The 15,410-nt window shown below is 46.8% G+C and carries 13 protein-coding genes and 1 riboswitch; of the genes, 9 read left to right on the forward strand and 4 right to left on the reverse strand.

Annotation, left to right across the window (positions count from 1 at the left end):
- Positions 1–44 precede the first annotated feature (44 nt).
- The 4 genes from DTO96_RS05270 to DTO96_RS05285 all read right to left on the reverse strand — a co-directional run bounded on the left by DTO96_RS05270 (position 45) and on the right by DTO96_RS05285 (position 4,510).
- Complete coding sequence (locus DTO96_RS05270) at positions 45–827, reverse strand: thiazole synthase (protein ID WP_114562538.1); 783 nt, start codon at positions 825–827, stop codon at positions 45–47.
- A 133-nt stretch (positions 828–960) separates the two neighbouring features.
- Complete coding sequence (thiS, locus tag DTO96_RS05275) at positions 961–1,167, reverse strand: sulfur carrier protein ThiS (protein ID WP_114562539.1); 207 nt, start codon at positions 1,165–1,167, stop codon at positions 961–963.
- Positions 1,167–3,080 carry a phosphomethylpyrimidine synthase ThiC gene (thiC, locus tag DTO96_RS05280; protein WP_114562540.1) on the reverse strand — a complete coding sequence of 638 codons (1,914 nt, stop codon included), beginning with the start codon at positions 3,078–3,080 and terminating at the stop codon, positions 1,167–1,169. Before thiC ends, thiS begins: the two co-directional genes overlap by 1 nt.
- Positions 3,081–3,164: 84 nt before the next feature.
- Positions 3,165–3,261: riboswitch (TPP riboswitch) on the reverse strand.
- 475 nt (positions 3,262–3,736) lie between these two features.
- Positions 3,737–4,510 (reverse strand): HesA/MoeB/ThiF family protein, encoded by a 774-nt coding sequence (locus DTO96_RS05285; protein WP_114563932.1) that lies wholly within the window; start codon positions 4,508–4,510, stop codon positions 3,737–3,739.
- Positions 4,511–4,829: 319 nt separating this feature from the next.
- On the opposite strand from DTO96_RS05285, the gene mpl reads away from it, so the two are divergent.
- The 9 genes from mpl (at position 4,830) to DTO96_RS05330 (ending at position 15,297) form a co-directional block, all read left to right on the forward strand.
- Positions 4,830–6,200 carry a UDP-N-acetylmuramate:L-alanyl-gamma-D-glutamyl-meso-diaminopimelate ligase gene (gene mpl / locus DTO96_RS05290; protein ID WP_114562541.1) on the forward strand — a complete coding sequence of 457 codons (1,371 nt, stop codon included), beginning with the start codon at positions 4,830–4,832 and terminating at the stop codon, positions 6,198–6,200.
- Between the two features lie 23 nt (positions 6,201–6,223).
- Positions 6,224–6,751 carry a class I SAM-dependent methyltransferase gene (locus DTO96_RS05295; RefSeq protein WP_225972568.1) on the forward strand — a complete coding sequence of 176 codons (528 nt, stop codon included), beginning with the start codon at positions 6,224–6,226 and terminating at the stop codon, positions 6,749–6,751.
- 241 nt (positions 6,752–6,992) lie between these two features.
- Complete coding sequence (locus DTO96_RS05300) at positions 6,993–7,595, forward strand: YqiA/YcfP family alpha/beta fold hydrolase (protein WP_114562542.1); 603 nt, start codon at positions 6,993–6,995, stop codon at positions 7,593–7,595.
- 188 nt (positions 7,596–7,783) lie between these two features.
- Complete coding sequence (locus DTO96_RS05305) at positions 7,784–8,788, forward strand: tripartite tricarboxylate transporter substrate binding protein (RefSeq protein ID WP_225972569.1); 1,005 nt, start codon at positions 7,784–7,786, stop codon at positions 8,786–8,788.
- 156 nt (positions 8,789–8,944) lie between these two features.
- Positions 8,945–9,400 (forward strand): tripartite tricarboxylate transporter TctB family protein, encoded by a 456-nt coding sequence (locus DTO96_RS05310; RefSeq protein ID WP_114562543.1) that lies wholly within the window; start codon positions 8,945–8,947, stop codon positions 9,398–9,400.
- A gap of 12 nt (positions 9,401–9,412) precedes the next feature.
- Entirely contained in the window at positions 9,413–10,942 is a 1,530-nt protein-coding gene (locus DTO96_RS05315) for a tripartite tricarboxylate transporter permease (RefSeq protein WP_114562544.1), read from the forward strand.
- A gap of 324 nt (positions 10,943–11,266) precedes the next feature.
- Positions 11,267–11,935 carry a response regulator transcription factor gene (locus DTO96_RS05320; RefSeq protein ID WP_114562545.1) on the forward strand — a complete coding sequence of 223 codons (669 nt, stop codon included), beginning with the start codon at positions 11,267–11,269 and terminating at the stop codon, positions 11,933–11,935.
- Positions 11,932–13,755 carry an ATP-binding response regulator gene (locus tag DTO96_RS05325; protein ID WP_157964332.1) on the forward strand — a complete coding sequence of 608 codons (1,824 nt, stop codon included), beginning with the start codon at positions 11,932–11,934 and terminating at the stop codon, positions 13,753–13,755. The genes DTO96_RS05320 and DTO96_RS05325 overlap by 4 nt, the downstream gene beginning before the upstream one ends.
- Positions 13,756–14,028: 273 nt before the next feature.
- On the forward strand, positions 14,029–15,297 hold the full coding sequence (locus tag DTO96_RS05330) for a hypothetical protein (protein WP_114562547.1): 1,269 nt from the start codon (positions 14,029–14,031) through the stop codon (positions 15,295–15,297).
- Positions 15,298–15,410: the final 113 nt, after the last annotated feature.

Genomic DNA, 15,410 nt, shown 5'->3' on the forward strand with positions numbered 1-15,410 from the left:
TTTAACTTGGCATGGGTGCTGCACTTTGCTGACTAACGGATGTTTTAAACCACCAAGCCAGTCAGTGGAGATGAAGCGATGCCTGCAAATTTTTTATTCATGCGTCCTGCCAAATGCGCGGCACGTCCCGCTTGCACACCCCATTTCATGGCTTGCGCCATCAACACAGGGTCACGTGCGTGGGCGATGGCGCTGTTCATCAACACACCGTCACAACCCAGTTCCATTGCAATCGCCGCATCGGAAGCTGTACCCACACCCGCATCGACGATGACGGGCACTTGGGTTTGTTCGATGATGAGCGATAAATTCCATGGGTTCAAAATGCCCATGCCCGAACCAATCAATGATGCGAGCGGCATGATGGCGACACAGCCCATGTCTTCAAGCATTTTGGCTTGAATCGGATCGTCACTACAATACACCATGACCTCGAAGCCATCTTTGACCAAAATTTCAGCGGCTTTTAATGTTTCGGGCATGTTTGGAAACAATGTTTTTTCATCGCCCAATACTTCGAGTTTGACCAAATTTTGACCGCCGAGCAATTCGCGCCCCAGCTGTAAAGTGTAAATGGCATCATCGGCGTTGTAGCAGCCTGCCGTGTTGGGCAAGATGGTGTAGCGTGATTGTGGCACCACATCAAGTAAACTCGGTGCATTCGGGTCTTGACCGATGTTCACGCGGCGAATGGCGACGGTGATGATGTCTGCGCCAGAGGCTTCGGTGGCGGCTTTGGTTTGTGCGAGGTCAACGTATTTGCCGCTGCCAACAAGCAAACGAGAGCTGTAGGTTTTTCCTGCGATGATGAGTGAATCTTGGGTCATGGTTTTTCCCCTAGTGAAAAATTGAATGAGTCGTTAAGCGAGTCATTGAATGGTGGATTGAATGCGGGCATTCATTAACAGGCGCGAACTTTTGTCGGGTGGCTGAAGCAGCCACCCGACGATAAAACACGTATTAACCGCCACCAATCGCGCGCACGATGTCCACGCGATCATGGGCTTGCAATGTGCACTCAGCCCATTTGGTTTTGGTGATGACGGTGCGATTGACCGCGATGGCCATCGCTTGTGCAGGTAAGTTCAATTCGTCCATCAAATCGCTTAACTGGTGTCCTGCCGCTTGCAATACATACGGCTCTTTATTGAGAATGATCTCCATCATCACGCTTTCTGATAAATTTCTGAGCCTTTTTTCACAAACTCAATTGATTTTTCAACCATGCCTTGTTTTAAAGCGCTGATTTCAGAAATGCCTTGTTTCGCAGCATAATCGCGGACTTCTTGGGTGATTTTCATTGAGCAAAAATGCGGGCCGCACATTGAGCAAAAATGCGCCACTTTAGCCGAATCTTTGGGCAAGGTTTCATCGTGAAACTCACGCGCTTTATCGGGATCAAGGCCAATGTTGAATTGGTCGTCCCAGCGGAATTCAAACCGTGCTTTGCTCAAAGCATTGTCGCGAATTTGCGCACCGACATGCCCTTTGGCCAAATCTGCGGCATGGGCGGCAATTTTGTAAGTGATGATGCCGTCTTTCACGTCAACTTTATTCGGCAAACCCAAGTGTTCCTTGGGGGTGACATAGCACAGCATCGCCGTACCATACCAACCGATTTGCGCCGCACCAATGCCGCTGGTGATGTGATCGTAACCAGGGGCGATGTCGGTGGTCAGGGGGCCTAAAGTATAAAACGGTGCTTCATCACAATATTCAAGTTGCAAATCCATGTTCTCTTTGATGAGCTGCATGGGCACATGACCAGGGCCTTCAATCATCACTTGCACATCATGTTGCCATGCGATTTTTGTCAGCTCGCCCAGCGTTTTGAGCTCAGCCAATTGCGCTTCATCGTTTGCATCGTAAATTGAACCAGGGCGCAAACCATCACCGAGGCTGAAGCTCACGTCATACGCTTTCATGATTTCACAAATGTCTTCAAAATGCTCGTACAGGAATGATTCGCGATGGTGCGCCAAACACCATTTTGCCATGATCGAGCCGCCGCGTGACACGATGCCTGTTAAACGGCTGGCAGTCATGGGCACGTAGGCCAAACGGATGCCTGCGTGAATGGTGAAGTAATCCACGCCTTGCTCGGCTTGCTCGATCAATGTGTCGCGGAAAATCTCCCACGTCAAATCTTCGGCTTTGCCATTCACTTTTTCGAGGGCTTGGTAGATCGGTACTGTGCCAATCGGCACGGGCGAATTGCGGATGATCCACTCGCGCGTTTCGTGAATGTGCTTGCCCGTCGATAAATCCATCACATTGTCCGCACCCCAACGAATCGCCCACGTCATTTTTTCGACCTCTTCGCCGATCGATGATGTCACCGCCGAATTGCCAATGTTCGCATTGATTTTGACCAAAAAATTGCGCCCGATGATCATCGGTTCAACTTCAGGGTGGTTGATGTTGGCAGGAATAATCGCCCGTCCACGCGCGATTTCTTCGCGGACAAACTCAGGCGTGATCGTTGCAGGCATGACCGCGCCAAACGCTTGCCCAGCGTGTTGTCGCCCCATCAGCGCGGCGAGTTTTTCACCTTTCACGCCCGATGCCGCCAACTCAGCCAAGTACACCTCGCGTCGCTGGTTTTCACGAATCGCCACAAACTCCATTTCAGGCGTGACAATACCTTGACGCGCGTAATGCATTTGAGTGACATTCTTTCCTGCCAATGCGCGACGTGGATTTCGTGTCAAATTGAAACGCAAATCAGCTGTTTTTGGATCATGCAAACGCTGCGTGCCAAAATCAGAAGACGGTGCATCCAACAGCTCAGTGTCGTTGCGTTCAGCAATCCAAGGGGCGCGTGGCGTGGGTAAACCCGATCGAATGTCGATGTGGACATCAGGATCGGTGTATACGCCCGATGTGTCGTAGACATAAATGGGCGGATTGGCCTCAAAACCAAAGGATTCAGGTGTGTCTGATTGTGAGATTTTGCGCATTGGCACACGAATGTCAGGGCGAGAGCCAACAACATAGACTTTTTGAGAGTTTGGCAATGGTGCGACCGCTGCATCATCCACGCGTGCAGAATCATAAGTAAATGGGGTGGGGGCGTTCATGGTGTCCTTTGTTGGGTAAAAATAATGCCCAGCAAAGGAGAGGTGACATTAATGAAAGGGGCAGGGAGAACTGCACAGAATCCATTCATTGCATCGACGCTTCCCTTCGCTGGCATTATCCAGATCAGGTTCGTAGGGTATTTCTCACCCGACCGTTTGGTCAGGACCCCTAGCGTGATCAATTTATCAAAATTGATGGTGCGATTCTAACATTAAAGGTGAGGTGGACGGTGGTGCTTTTTGGTGGTTGTTTGGAGGCATAAGTGTGTTTAGCGAGCGCAATCACATGAGTTCGCCATGATAGTTTAGGTTTAGCTGCTTTAGTTTCGTTGCTTTAGGATGGAGATAGTTCGTGTGGTTTTTTCTCTTTATTCTTTGAAAAATAAAAAAATCCATAAGTCAGGCTTTTTTTGGCACCAATTTAAAGTCAAACAATGTGTCAAATGCAGCGCCTAAAGCACCCACAAGATGCGGCGGATGACGAACATTCCAGTCCAAGGAAGCCGAACATATCGGTCAATTTGCTGTTTCAACATCAATGCCCATTGTTTTAAAAAGCAATTCATTTTGCACCTAAACTCAACTTTGCATCATTGATCAGGTGACGTAAATAATTTCGGTTGCGGTGGGGTGGATGGTGAGCTGAATTTGTGAACTCATGACATGATGTTGTCGATATTTAAAGGGGGGCTGCACACCAAACACCCCGTATTGGATTCCAATTCAATCGAGTGCCACGCCATTGTGCGTGCGTCGAGTGTCAATAATTGACCCATCAAAGGTTCGCCCATGTGGGCGACAATTTTCAAGGCTTCTGCTGCTTGCATCGCGCCGATGATGCCGACCAAGGGGGCGAATACGCCGAGAGTTGAACAGGGTTCGTTGGTGAAGTTTGAATCGGGCGGAAACAAGCAGGCGTAACAAGGTGAATCATCGTGTCGTTTGTCGAACACGCTGATTTGTCCGTCGAATCGAATGGCGGCACCCGAGATCAAGGGCACACGGTGCGTGACGCACAGGCGGTTGATGAGGTGACGTGTTTCAAAATTATCTGAGCAATCAAGTACGACTTGAGCGGTTGGGATGAGGCGGTTCAGCAGCGCTTCATCTGCACGTTGTGCATGGGTATGAACGGTCACATCGGGGTTGATGGCGTGTAACATGTGGCGCGCTGATTCAACTTTGGTATGCCCTAAGGTTTCAGTGGTGTGAATGATTTGACGCTGCAGGTTGGACAGCTCAACCACGTCATCGTCCACCAGTGTGAGGTGTCCGATGCCGCTGGATGCCAAGTACAATGCGGCGGGTGAGCCCAAGCCGCCCGCACCGATGATGAGTGCGTGGGCGGCCAAGATGCGCTCTTGTCCTTGAATGTCACATTCTTTCAGCTGGATGTGGCGCGCGTAGCGCAGGAGTTGGTTGTCGGTCATGTTCATGCGGTATTCTAACAAACAAAGCTGCGAAATTACATTCGTCATTGGTCGAATGGGGGCAAACTGCGCTAAAATGCGGCATTCTTGAGGAGTAAGGAAAAGGTGACTGTCTGTTTTTTCCGTGCTTTAAGTTGGAATTTTTGTCAGGGTGAACTTCGATCAATTGGGTGCAAAAACCTTGATGAAAATGAAACAAAATCAAATGGTTGTGAACAAACTGTTTTTAGGGTTTGCCACAGTTTGTCACATTTAATCGATGCTTTGAGGAAGGTGGGCTGGTGCCACACTTCCTTTGATTTTTAAAACGGATTTTTTTATGCACATTCACATCCTTGGTATTTGCGGTACTTTTATGGGCGGTATCGCTGCGATTGCGAAACAAGCAGGCTATAAGGTCACGGGCTGCGATGCCAATGTGTATCCGCCGATGAGCACGCAGTTGGAAGCACAGGGCATTGAGCTGATCAGCGGTTTTGATGCATCGCAAACGGATTTGAATCCAGATGTGTATGTGATTGGCAATGTGGTGTCGCGCGGTAATCCGTTGATGGAGGCGATTTTGAACAAAGGTTTGCCTTACATTTCGGGGCCGCAATGGTTGGGTGAAACAGTGCTGAAGGACAAGTGGGTGCTGGCTGTGGCGGGTACGCATGGCAAAACCACCACGTCGTCGATGTTGGCGTGGATTTTACAAGATGCGGGTCTGAATCCAGGGTTTTTGATTGGTGGCGTGCCGAATAATTTTGGTATTTCGGCGCGTTTAACCGATGATCCATTTTTTGTGATTGAGGCGGATGAATACGACACGGCGTTTTTTGATAAACGCAGTAAGTTTGTGCATTACCGTCCGCGTACAGCGATTTTGAATAACCTTGAATTTGACCATGCCGACATTTTCGCCGATCTCGCTGCCATTCAAACACAATTTCATCACCTTGTGCGCACCATTCCTGAGAACGGTTTGATTGTCTCGAATGCGCATGCGCCCTCATTGGATGAGACTTTGGCCAAAGGCGTGTGGACCCCTGTCGCGCGCTTTGCCGATGACTCTGTGGCGGCCGATTGGCAAATCGCCCATGTAGGTGCAGATGACAGTTTTGATGTGCTGCTCAAAGGCGAATTGCAAGGTCGTGTGCAATGGAATGTCACTGGTGAGCACAATCGCTTGAATGCACTCGCTGCCATTGCGGCGGCACGCCATGTGGGTGTGGAGCCGAAGCATGCGATCGACGCTTTTTCACGTTTTGAAATGGTCAAACGACGCATGGAAGTCAAGGGTGTGGTCAATGGGATTACGGTGTACGATGATTTTGCCCACCACCCCACGGCGATTGCTTTGACTGTGGCAGGTTTGCGCAAACGTGTGGGGGCATCGCGGATTTTGGCGGTGCTAGAACCGCGATCAAACACCATGAAACTGGGTGTGATGAAGGCGCAGTTGCCAGATTCATTGCAGCAAGCTGATTTGATTTTTGGTTATGGTGCGAGTGGCGATGGCAAAGATGCGCTCGGCTGGGATTTGGCTGAATCATTGTCACCTTTGGGCGACAAGGCGCGGGCGTTCAATGATTTAAATGCCTTGGTTGAGGCCGTGAAAGCCGCTGCGCAACCCAGTGACCATATTTTGGTCATGAGTAATGGTGGTTTTGGTGGGGTGCATCAAAAAATATTGGACAATTTGAAGTAGATGCGTTTGCTCAGGAGAGAAAAATGGAAACAGAGAAAGAATTAACCACTCCGCCGATTGACTTGTCGAATAAGGTTGGGAATGGTGACTTCAACGCAACTGGTCAAGAATTCAAGCGCTATTTCATTGAGTTGGGTCGATTGCAACCGTCTGCAACAGTTTTGGATGTGGGCTGTGGTGCGGGTCGAATGGCGATGCCGTTGAGTGATTATTTAACCTTAGGGCGGTATTTTGGCATTGATATTATCGAGCCGAGTATTGAATGGTGTCAAACCAAGATCACACCGACCTATAACAATTTTGCATTTCAACACAGTAATATTTTCAATCGTTTCTATAATCCAAATGGGACTATTTTGGCGAAGGACTACGTGTTTCCATTTGAGGGTGAGTCTTTCGACTTTGTTTTTTTGACGTCCGTTTTTACGCACATGTTGCCTGAAGACCTTGAGCACTATTTAAGTGAAATCAGTCGGGTGCTGAAAAAAGGCGGTGTTTGCTTTATTACATACTTTTTACTCAATAATGAGTCGGTTGAATTGATTAATTAAAATGCGTCAAGCCAACCCTATCAATTCAAAGTCAATGATGTCTGCTACAGCACGGATGCACAAGCCCCTGAAGCCTCGCTCTCATATGATGAGAATTACATTCGAAATTTGTACCAACGTAATGCCCTGAACATACGAGCGACTTATCACGGCAATTGGTGTAATAGGCCTTGGTTTTTGTCTTATCAAGATATTATTATTGGTCAAAAATAATGATGCATATGCGCATCAGGAGAGTGTGATGAAATTATTATACCTACACGGTTTTCGTTCCTCTCCTGAGTCTGTCAAAGCCGTGGCTGTGATTCAATATTGCAGCATGCACGGCTTACCTCCTCCCATCGTTCCCCAACTGCCCGTATCGCCCAAAGCCTCAATTCGCCTGTGTGAGCAGCTCATTGAGCAACATCAAATTGATGCCCTGTGTGGCTCATCATTGGGTGGTTTTTATGGCATGTATCTGGCTGAAAAACACCATCTGCGTTGTGCGGTGATTAACCCAGCGATCACACCTTGGAATGAATTAAAAGAAGAACACCTCCAAGCACGCTACAACGTGGATCAGATTGAGCACGATGATGCGGTGCATTATTTGGCTGAGTTGCACCATTACCACATCGACCAACTCACAGACCTACAGCGTTATTTGTTGCTGGTTGCATTGGGCGATGAAGTGCTCGATCCTGTGCAAATGCGTTCACATTTTAAGGGGGCGCGTGAGGTGGTTGTGCAAGGTGGAACCCATGCTTTGGATGATTTTGGTGGGCATTTAAATGAAGTGATGGATTTCTTAAATAAAACCGATCAAGTCATGCGATTGCTGGAAAACAAAACTTCTAACTGATTTTGTGCTGTTAGCAGAAAAAGCTTACAAAAAAACATGTCGATATAATTTATTTACATGTTTTTTTTTATCAGGCATAATGCAAAAAATAGAGGGCGATACATTTTGTTACAAAACAATACGTTTCGTAACAAAACGAAGCGCGCAGTACATAGAGTTCTTAATTTTAATTTTATGGAGACACACATATGATGATGAAGACATGGATGGCAGCAGTGGCAGCAGTTGTGGCTGTAAGCGCATTAAGTGCTTGTGGTGGTAATAAAAATGACCCCAATCGCCCTTACAAACCCGAAGGTTTGGTGATGGTTGCACCATCAGGTGCAGGTGGTGGCTGGGATAAAACAGCACGCTCTATTGCAAAGGTGTTGACCGACACCAAACTAATTGATGGTGCCATGACTGTTGAAAACTCACCAGGCGCATCGGGTGCAAAATTCCTTGCAACATACACGACCAAAGATGTGGGCAATGATAATAAGCTGTTTGTGAATTCGCCACCGATCATTATTAATAATCTGCGCAAAGAAGGCAACAGCCCTGTGGGTTACAAAGATGTCACCCCATTGGCTGCTTTGACCAAAGACTTTGGTGCGTTTGTTGTTAAAGCCGATTCACCATTTAAAACAATTGGTGATTTGATCAGTGCAGTGAAAGCGGATCCAAGCAAGGTCTCTATTGGTGGTGGTTCTTCACCTGGTGCGATGGATCATTTGCAAGCGATGTTGCCATTGTTCAAATCAGGCGTTGACGTGACCAAAGTGAAATACGTTCCACATGATGGCGGTGGTGAAGCCATGACTGCATTGTTGGGTGGTAATTTGGCTGCAATCGCAACCGATGCGTCTGGTGTGAGCGAGTATGTGAAAGCGGGTAAAGTCCGCATCTTGGCTGTTTCTGCACCCACACGCATTGCAGGTGTTGATGCGCCAACATACAAGGAGGCGGGCATCAATGGTGCTGAGTTCACCATTTGGCGCGGTGTGTTTGGCCCCAAAGGCATGAGCAAAAATGCACAAGCTTACTGGTCAAAAGCATTGGCTGATTTGAATGCCAAACCAGAATGGCAGGCTGAATTGAAAACCCAAGGTTGGGAACAAGATTACAAAGATGCTGCTGCATTCGCAACATTCTTGAGTCAACAAGACGCACAAGTTAAAGAGTTGCTCGCTGCTCTTGGCATGGCCAATTGAGTTTTGTTTTAAAAAACGCTTGTCTCTGACAAGCGTTTTTCTTTCAGTAAGTATCCGTATTTAAATCATAGAATAAATATTTGTCCTCATTAAACGTTCTATTTTTCGTTCTATTTTTTTAAGTGTCATCAATATGTTTTCAATATAGGAGTCCATATGTCTCGTCGATTTGATTTAGGGGCGGCATTGGTGTTTTTCATCATTGGCACAGCATTTATGCTAGGTTCTCGCCAATTGTCCGGTGCCGTGTATGGCAGCAGCATCAGTTCAGGCACTTTTCCACTGGTGTTTGGTTGGCTGCTCATGGGGTTGTCTGCTTTGTCTGTATTTGAAACACTCAAAAAAGATAAAGTTGAAGCCGCTGAGGCTGAGCCTTTATTTTTGAAGCGCTTTTCCATCATTGCTGTGGCTTGTTTGGCTTATGTTGTTTTGCTCGAACCACTGGGTTACGTGATCAGTACATTTATATTTTTACTGGTGTCTTTTCAAGCCATGCACAAAGGGGATCTGTGGAAATCTGTTGTGATTGCTGCTGGTTTTTCATTGGGTATTGTTATTTTGTTCGTGTACATCCTCAAGGGCAGCTTGCCCGCGTGGCCGAGCTTTATTTAAGGAGGATAGATCATGTCAACAATGGATTATTTGATGGGTGGCTTTGCCACAGCCCTCACTTGGTACAACCTGCTGTTTGCCTTTAGTGGTGTGGTTCTGGGTACAGCGGTGGGTGTTTTACCAGGGATTGGCCCGATGAGTGGGGTGGCGTTATTGATTCCAGTCACGGCTGTATTGACCAGTGGTTTGGGCTTGGGGGCGGAAGCTGCCGCGACCAGTTCAATCATTTTGCTGTCGGGTGTGTACTATGGTGCAATGTACGGTGGTTCAACCACATCGATTTTGCTCAATACACCTGGTGAGTCCTCTTCTGTGGTGACGGCTTTGGATGGCTATCAAATGGCGAGGCAAGGCCGTGCGGGGAGTGCTTTATCCATTTCGGCCATTGGCTCGTTTGTGGCGGGTATTATCACTTTGTTGGGCTTGATTTTAGTCGCTGAACCTTTGTCTGAGCTGGCGTTGAAATTTGGTTATTCAGAGTATTTCTCACTCATGGTTTTGGGTTTGTGTGCGGTCAGTGGTTTGGCGGGTAAATCGATGGTGAAGGCTTTGATGATGACCACTTTGGGGTTGTTGCTGGCCACTGTGGGTGTTGATCAATCGGGTTCCTTCCGCTTTACATTTGGTTCTCCTATCTTGGCCGATGGCATTCAATTTTTGACTTTGGCTGTGGGTTTGTTTGCCGTTGGTGAGGTGTTTAAAACCATTTTGGAGGAGGACACCAGTGAAATTAAGCTGGCAAAAATCAACAGCCTTTACCCAAGCAAGACCGAGTTGAAACAAAGCACGGGGCCGATTTTACGTGGTTCATTTCTTGGTTTTTTCATTGGGATTTTGCCAGGTGCCGGGGCGACCTTGGCTTCATTTTTCTCTTACATCATGGAAAAAAAGATTTCAAAAACCCCCGAACGTTTTGGCCAAGGGGCGATTGAAGGTGTGGCGGGTCCGGAGTCTGCAAACAATGCAGCGGCAGGTGGTGCAATGATTCCATTGCTGACTCTTGGGATTCCAGGTTCGGGTACAACGGCTGTATTGATGGGCGCATTGATCATGTACAACGTGCAACCCGGTCCCTTGCTGTTCACTGATCATCCACAAGTGGCATGGGGGTTGATCGCCAGTATGTTTGTGGGCAATGTGATGCTGTTGATTTTAAACATGCCTTTGGTGCGTGTGTTTGCAAAGATCATCAGTACACCACCGAAATACCTATTGCCGATCATCATTGCCATTTCAGTTTTTGGTGTGTACTCGGTGCAGAACTCGATTTTTGACCTGTGGGTGTTGTTTCTTTCAGGCATGATTGGTTATTTCTTGGTCAAAAATGATTACCCTTTGGCCCCCGTATTGTTGGGCTTGGTGCTGGGGCCAATGATGGAAAATAACATGCGCAATGCATTGGTGGACTCATCAGGCGACTGGATGGTGTTTATCACTCGCCCATTGTCAGGTGTGTTGTTGCTCATCTCAGCCGCTTGGATTTTGATTCCATTGATTTTAAAAATGCGTGGAAAGTCAGTGTTGGTGAACGAAGAGGGTTAATGATTCAGTCAGCCGTTAGCGAGTTACGAACTGCTTGCTTGGCAGTTAGGTTGAGGGTTAGTTTTTAAAAGGTTGACTAACCGTTTGATGACGAAATTTCGATGATAGAGGTGATTCAAAAGGCACTCAGGAATGGGTGCCTTTTGTTTATTTGATGTGACTGTCATTTTGTCGAGCCATATCAAAAAACACCTGTAAAATCAATTGCATCTGACAGGTGAATTGTGGATAATTGACCATCCACTTATGAATATGAGTCGGGCAGTTGAGGTTGATAAAAAGAGAAGTTTCAGCACGTTGACATCAATAAGTGGGGGCTGAACAATGATAAAAATATTAGTAGCCGATGACCATGAACTCATGCGTGAAGCCATCATACAGCTGCTACAGAGCCATTGGTCGTCATTGGTGATTGATTCTGCAGGCAGTTACGATGATGTGTTGGCGCAATTTGATCGTACTCAACAGCCTTATGATTTGATTTTATTGGACTTGCATATGCCAGGCATGCGTGGCGCTGATAGCGTTCATGCTGTGATGTCTGCTGCTGGGCAATCCCCCATCATTGTTTTTACGGGCATTGAAGCACCAGATTTACTGCATCGTTTGCAGCATACGGGCATTTTGCGAATCATAAAAAAGACTTGTCATTCCAATGAGCTGCTGCAAGAGATCCAGTTGGTCAGTGCGCTGTCCAATTCAAGCAATGAGTTTAAACACACCCGTTTCAATCAAAAAGCAGATCAATTGGCTTATTTGCCTGTTGTGTCTAATGACTCAACAGCATCAAATGATTACGACAATGCATTGCTGACACAACGGCAACTTGACATTCTAAGGTTGTTGCATCAAGGGAAGCCCAATAAAATCATTGCACGAGAGCTCAATGTGGCTTTGGGTACCGTCAAAAATCACTTGTATATTTTGTTCGCCAAACTCAATGTGAGCAGTCGGGCGCAGGCCATTGCGAAGACGCGGGAGTGGTTCTTGTGAGAGCGCAAGCCAGCCAAGCCCACAAGTGGTTGATGGGGATTCAGCAACACCCGTGGTTACATGATTTTGCTGAAACTCGCACACGAGCCGAAGTGGTTCAAACCCTCTATACAGACAGCATCATTCCGTTGATCATCAATGCGTTTGCCTCGATTGTTTTGCTTTATGCCTATGATTTTTTGTGGGATATGGGTTGGTTTTTTTTGATTTTATTGGTTTGGAATCTTTGGGCGTTTGTGCAAATGTACGGCGAGTATCAAGTTAAAGCTTTAACTAAATTAGATGAACTCAACCATGAGCTCACTTGGTTTTATGGGGCGTTGTATGTCTTGGGGTCTTTGTGTCAATTTGTGTGTTTGGCCTGTATTTTGGTGGTGTTTCTCTTGCAGCAAGAAAGTGTGTTGAATTTTCACCCCGTCGCCATCAGTGTGTTTTTTTATTATTTTGCAGCGGTGATGAAGGATTTCCCAGTGCGTTTGTTGAGCTTGAGTTATACCCTTTTTTTGTTTGTGCCGATGATGGTGTATTATGTTTTGCAAGGTGGCACGGCTGCTTGGGTACTGGCGGTTTCAACCTTGATTTTCATTTGTGGTGCATGCAGTTTCTCAAATACTGTGGGCCGAGCGTTTGTGACCCAGATTCGCCAACGGTATGAGCTTGAAATGTTGACCGAGCGACAGATGCTTGAGAAACAGCGTGCTGACGCTGCTAATCAAGCCAAATCACGTTTTTTTACCTCAGCCAGTCATGATGCGCGTCAGCCGTTACAAGCGATTGGTTTGTTGTATGACAGCCTTGTCAGTTCATCGAGCATGGATGCACATGATCGAAGAACGCTGGAGAAAATTGGCTCTAACCTGCATTCCATACAGAATTTATTTAATCGGGTCTTGGACATTTCTCGGATTGAGGCGGGGGCGATCACGCCACAAATGCAAGCGGTTTCTTTGCAAAATTTATTTGATACTTTGGACGCTCAGTTGGGTGAGTTTGCTGCAAGTAAGCATCTGTGGCTGCGTTTTGCACCGACATCGGCGGTTGTGTGGCACGACCCTGATTTACTCGAGCGCATGGTTGTCAATGTCATTCACAATGCTTTGAAATTTACCGAGCAAGGCGGTGTGTGGATTGGTTTTCGTCGCGCTCGAGGCCGATTGGAAATCCGAGATTCTGGCATTGGCATTGCATCAGAACATCAAACACAGATATTTGAAGAATTTCATCAAGTAGAAAACTCAGCACGCAAACGCAATGATGGCAAAGGTTTGGGGCTGGGCTTGTCTATTGTGAAGCGGTTGGCTGTGTTGTCAAATACGGCGATGGGTCTTCACTCTTCAATGGCTCAAGGCAGCACGTTTTGGCTCTCATTGAACATCGTGAATGCCGCCGCTCATGTGGAAGTCCCCATGCCCATGGTGGTCGATCAGATGGCGTCGTTGCAGGGTTTATCCATTGTGTTGGTTGAAGATGATGATGAATTGCGCACGTTGCTGACAGCATCACTCATGCAATATGGCGTGATGGTGACCACATGCAGTACTGCAACAGAAGTCGAGCAATTGTTTGCGGCGAATCACCCCGTGCGTTGTGATGTGCTGCTGACCGATTACCGTCTGGGGTATGGTGCGACAGGTATTGATGTGGCAAAACATGCGCGTCAATGCATGGGTGATGATTTACCCGTTATTGTGTTGACGGGGGACACCAGTGGATTTGATTATAAAGAATTACTGGATCAGCCCCATACCATTGTGCTGCATAAACCCGTGACGCTCGTGCAGCTGTGTGCACATTTTCCAAAACCGAAGTTAGATGCATAAGTGGATGATTCGCTCCACGGCACAGCTTTGACCTCTATCCATCAAATTAGAATTAGGCCATAAGTCACAGGACTTATGGCCCATTGTTTTGCGTTTTCGTCAGGTTGATAATTAAGTACGTAAGGATGATACGGGCTTATCTTCGATGCAAGAAGGCTGGACAATAAATCAAGAAACAACGTTGTGTTGGGGGCAGCTCACATCATTCGACGTCAGGGAGGCCAAAAACTGCATAGAGTAGGCATGGTTGGCGTTGAGTCTTAGGAGCTTAAAATGAACATAAATCATTGTGAATATGATCTGGGCACGAACTTTGTTGAAAACTGCGATGATTGTCGTCGGACAAGGTTCAATCAAGTTGTACCCTACCACGTGGGAGATGGTTTGATTTTGTATGTCACTTACATGTATGAGATGCGCAACTGTTTACAAGGGTTCACGGGTGGTGATTTTCTGAATGCCATGAGCTTGTTGCCGTGTGAAGAGCAAGAAGTTGAAGTGGTACAAAAACGTAAATATGAATATGCTTTACATCAACAGCAGTCTGTTGAAAGTCATTTTGAGTCTGAAGTGATTAAGACAGTGCGCGAGCAGTGGTCACTCAGTCATGATGTCAATACCAGTGCATCAGGCGGGGGTGGCATTGATCTGGGGATTTTCCAAGTGGGTGCGAGTGCAAGCGTGTCCGCATCGGTGCACATGGGTGCAGCTTTTTTCAGTGAAGTGGTTCAGAAAGCATCCAGCTCAGTGAGCAGCTACTATGAGGTGTCTATTGACACCAAAACAGAGATTGAGAACCAATACCGTTCTCTGAGAAAAATATCCAATCCCAATAAATGCAGGGTGGTGACGTATATTTTCAAGCAACTGGGTAAAAAATACACATTTGAAGTGGTGTTCCTTGGCATGCGTTTTGACTTGATTCAGCATTTGCCCGACATTCATGCAGAATTGTTGCCTTATCATGTGGTCAAGCCCAGGTTTGTGGCTGATGTTAATCAACCCCAAATCAACCCCAACGTCAATCCTTATGACATACAACGCGATGTTAGTGCCAATAACATGATGTTCAGAACTGCGAGCCATGGCCAAATTCCTTTGGTTAATGTCCAAGTGCAGGATGCTTATCGAACCCGAGTGTATCGGGATGTGACTCTGGCAAAAGAGTTGGATGAAGCCAGTTTTATTGCAAAAATTGAGACTTTGAAACTCGATAAAAACGATCGGAACGCGGTTTTAAGTTCGATTAAGGAGCTCAAAGGAATAAAAGGCAATGAGCCCGGTCAAGTGATTTACCACACGGAGTACTGCGTGCGTACAAGCAGCATCGTTGTTGAGCCTAAAGTATCCAGCTGCTCCATTTGTGCTTGTGAAGAGTGCTGCGGTTGTGGCGGTTGTGGTGATTCTGGTGGATGTGGGGGCTGCGGCGGTGATGGTGATCACGGCGATGGTGAACATGGTGATGCCGACATTAAGGCTTTGGAAATAGAACGACTGAAAATTGAAATTGAACTATTGAAGAAACAGCTTGATAAGGGATAATTTGAACTTTTAGAAAAAAAGACGGCGCTTATTGAGCGCCGTTTTAAGTGGTACATACATGAAGAATCGTTGCGTCATTCAAAAAATAATAAATTAAATCAAGTGGTTGTAGG

It is taken from the genome of Ephemeroptericola cinctiostellae, assembly GCF_003339525.1.
GTDB classification, from domain to species: domain Bacteria; phylum Pseudomonadota; class Gammaproteobacteria; order Burkholderiales; family Burkholderiaceae; genus Hydromonas; species Hydromonas cinctiostellae.

Bases quoted from the DNA above. Each gene is read 5' to 3' on its own strand.
- DTO96_RS05270 (WP_114562538.1), bottom strand. From the start codon at position 827: ATGACCCAAGATTCACTCATCATCGCAGGAAAAACCTACAGCTCTCGT.
- thiS (WP_114562539.1), bottom strand. From the start codon at position 1,167: ATGATGGAGATCATTCTCAATAAAGAGCCGTATGTATTGCAAGCGGCA.
- thiC (WP_114562540.1), bottom strand. From the start codon at position 3,080: ATGAACGCCCCCACCCCATTTACTTATGATTCTGCACGCGTGGATGAT.
- DTO96_RS05285 (WP_114563932.1), bottom strand. From the start codon at position 4,510: ATGACCGACAACCAACTCCTGCGCTACGCGCGCCACATCCAGCTGAAA.
- mpl (WP_114562541.1), top strand. From the start codon at position 4,830: ATGCACATTCACATCCTTGGTATTTGCGGTACTTTTATGGGCGGTATC.
- DTO96_RS05295 (WP_225972568.1), top strand. From the start codon at position 6,224: ATGGAAACAGAGAAAGAATTAACCACTCCGCCGATTGACTTGTCGAAT.
- DTO96_RS05300 (WP_114562542.1), top strand. From the start codon at position 6,993: ATGAAATTATTATACCTACACGGTTTTCGTTCCTCTCCTGAGTCTGTC.
- DTO96_RS05305 (WP_225972569.1), top strand. From the start codon at position 7,784: ATGATGATGAAGACATGGATGGCAGCAGTGGCAGCAGTTGTGGCTGTA.
- DTO96_RS05310 (WP_114562543.1), top strand. From the start codon at position 8,945: ATGTCTCGTCGATTTGATTTAGGGGCGGCATTGGTGTTTTTCATCATT.
- DTO96_RS05315 (WP_114562544.1), top strand. From the start codon at position 9,413: ATGTCAACAATGGATTATTTGATGGGTGGCTTTGCCACAGCCCTCACT.
- DTO96_RS05320 (WP_114562545.1), top strand. From the start codon at position 11,267: ATGATAAAAATATTAGTAGCCGATGACCATGAACTCATGCGTGAAGCC.
- DTO96_RS05330 (WP_114562547.1), top strand. From the start codon at position 14,029: ATGAACATAAATCATTGTGAATATGATCTGGGCACGAACTTTGTTGAA.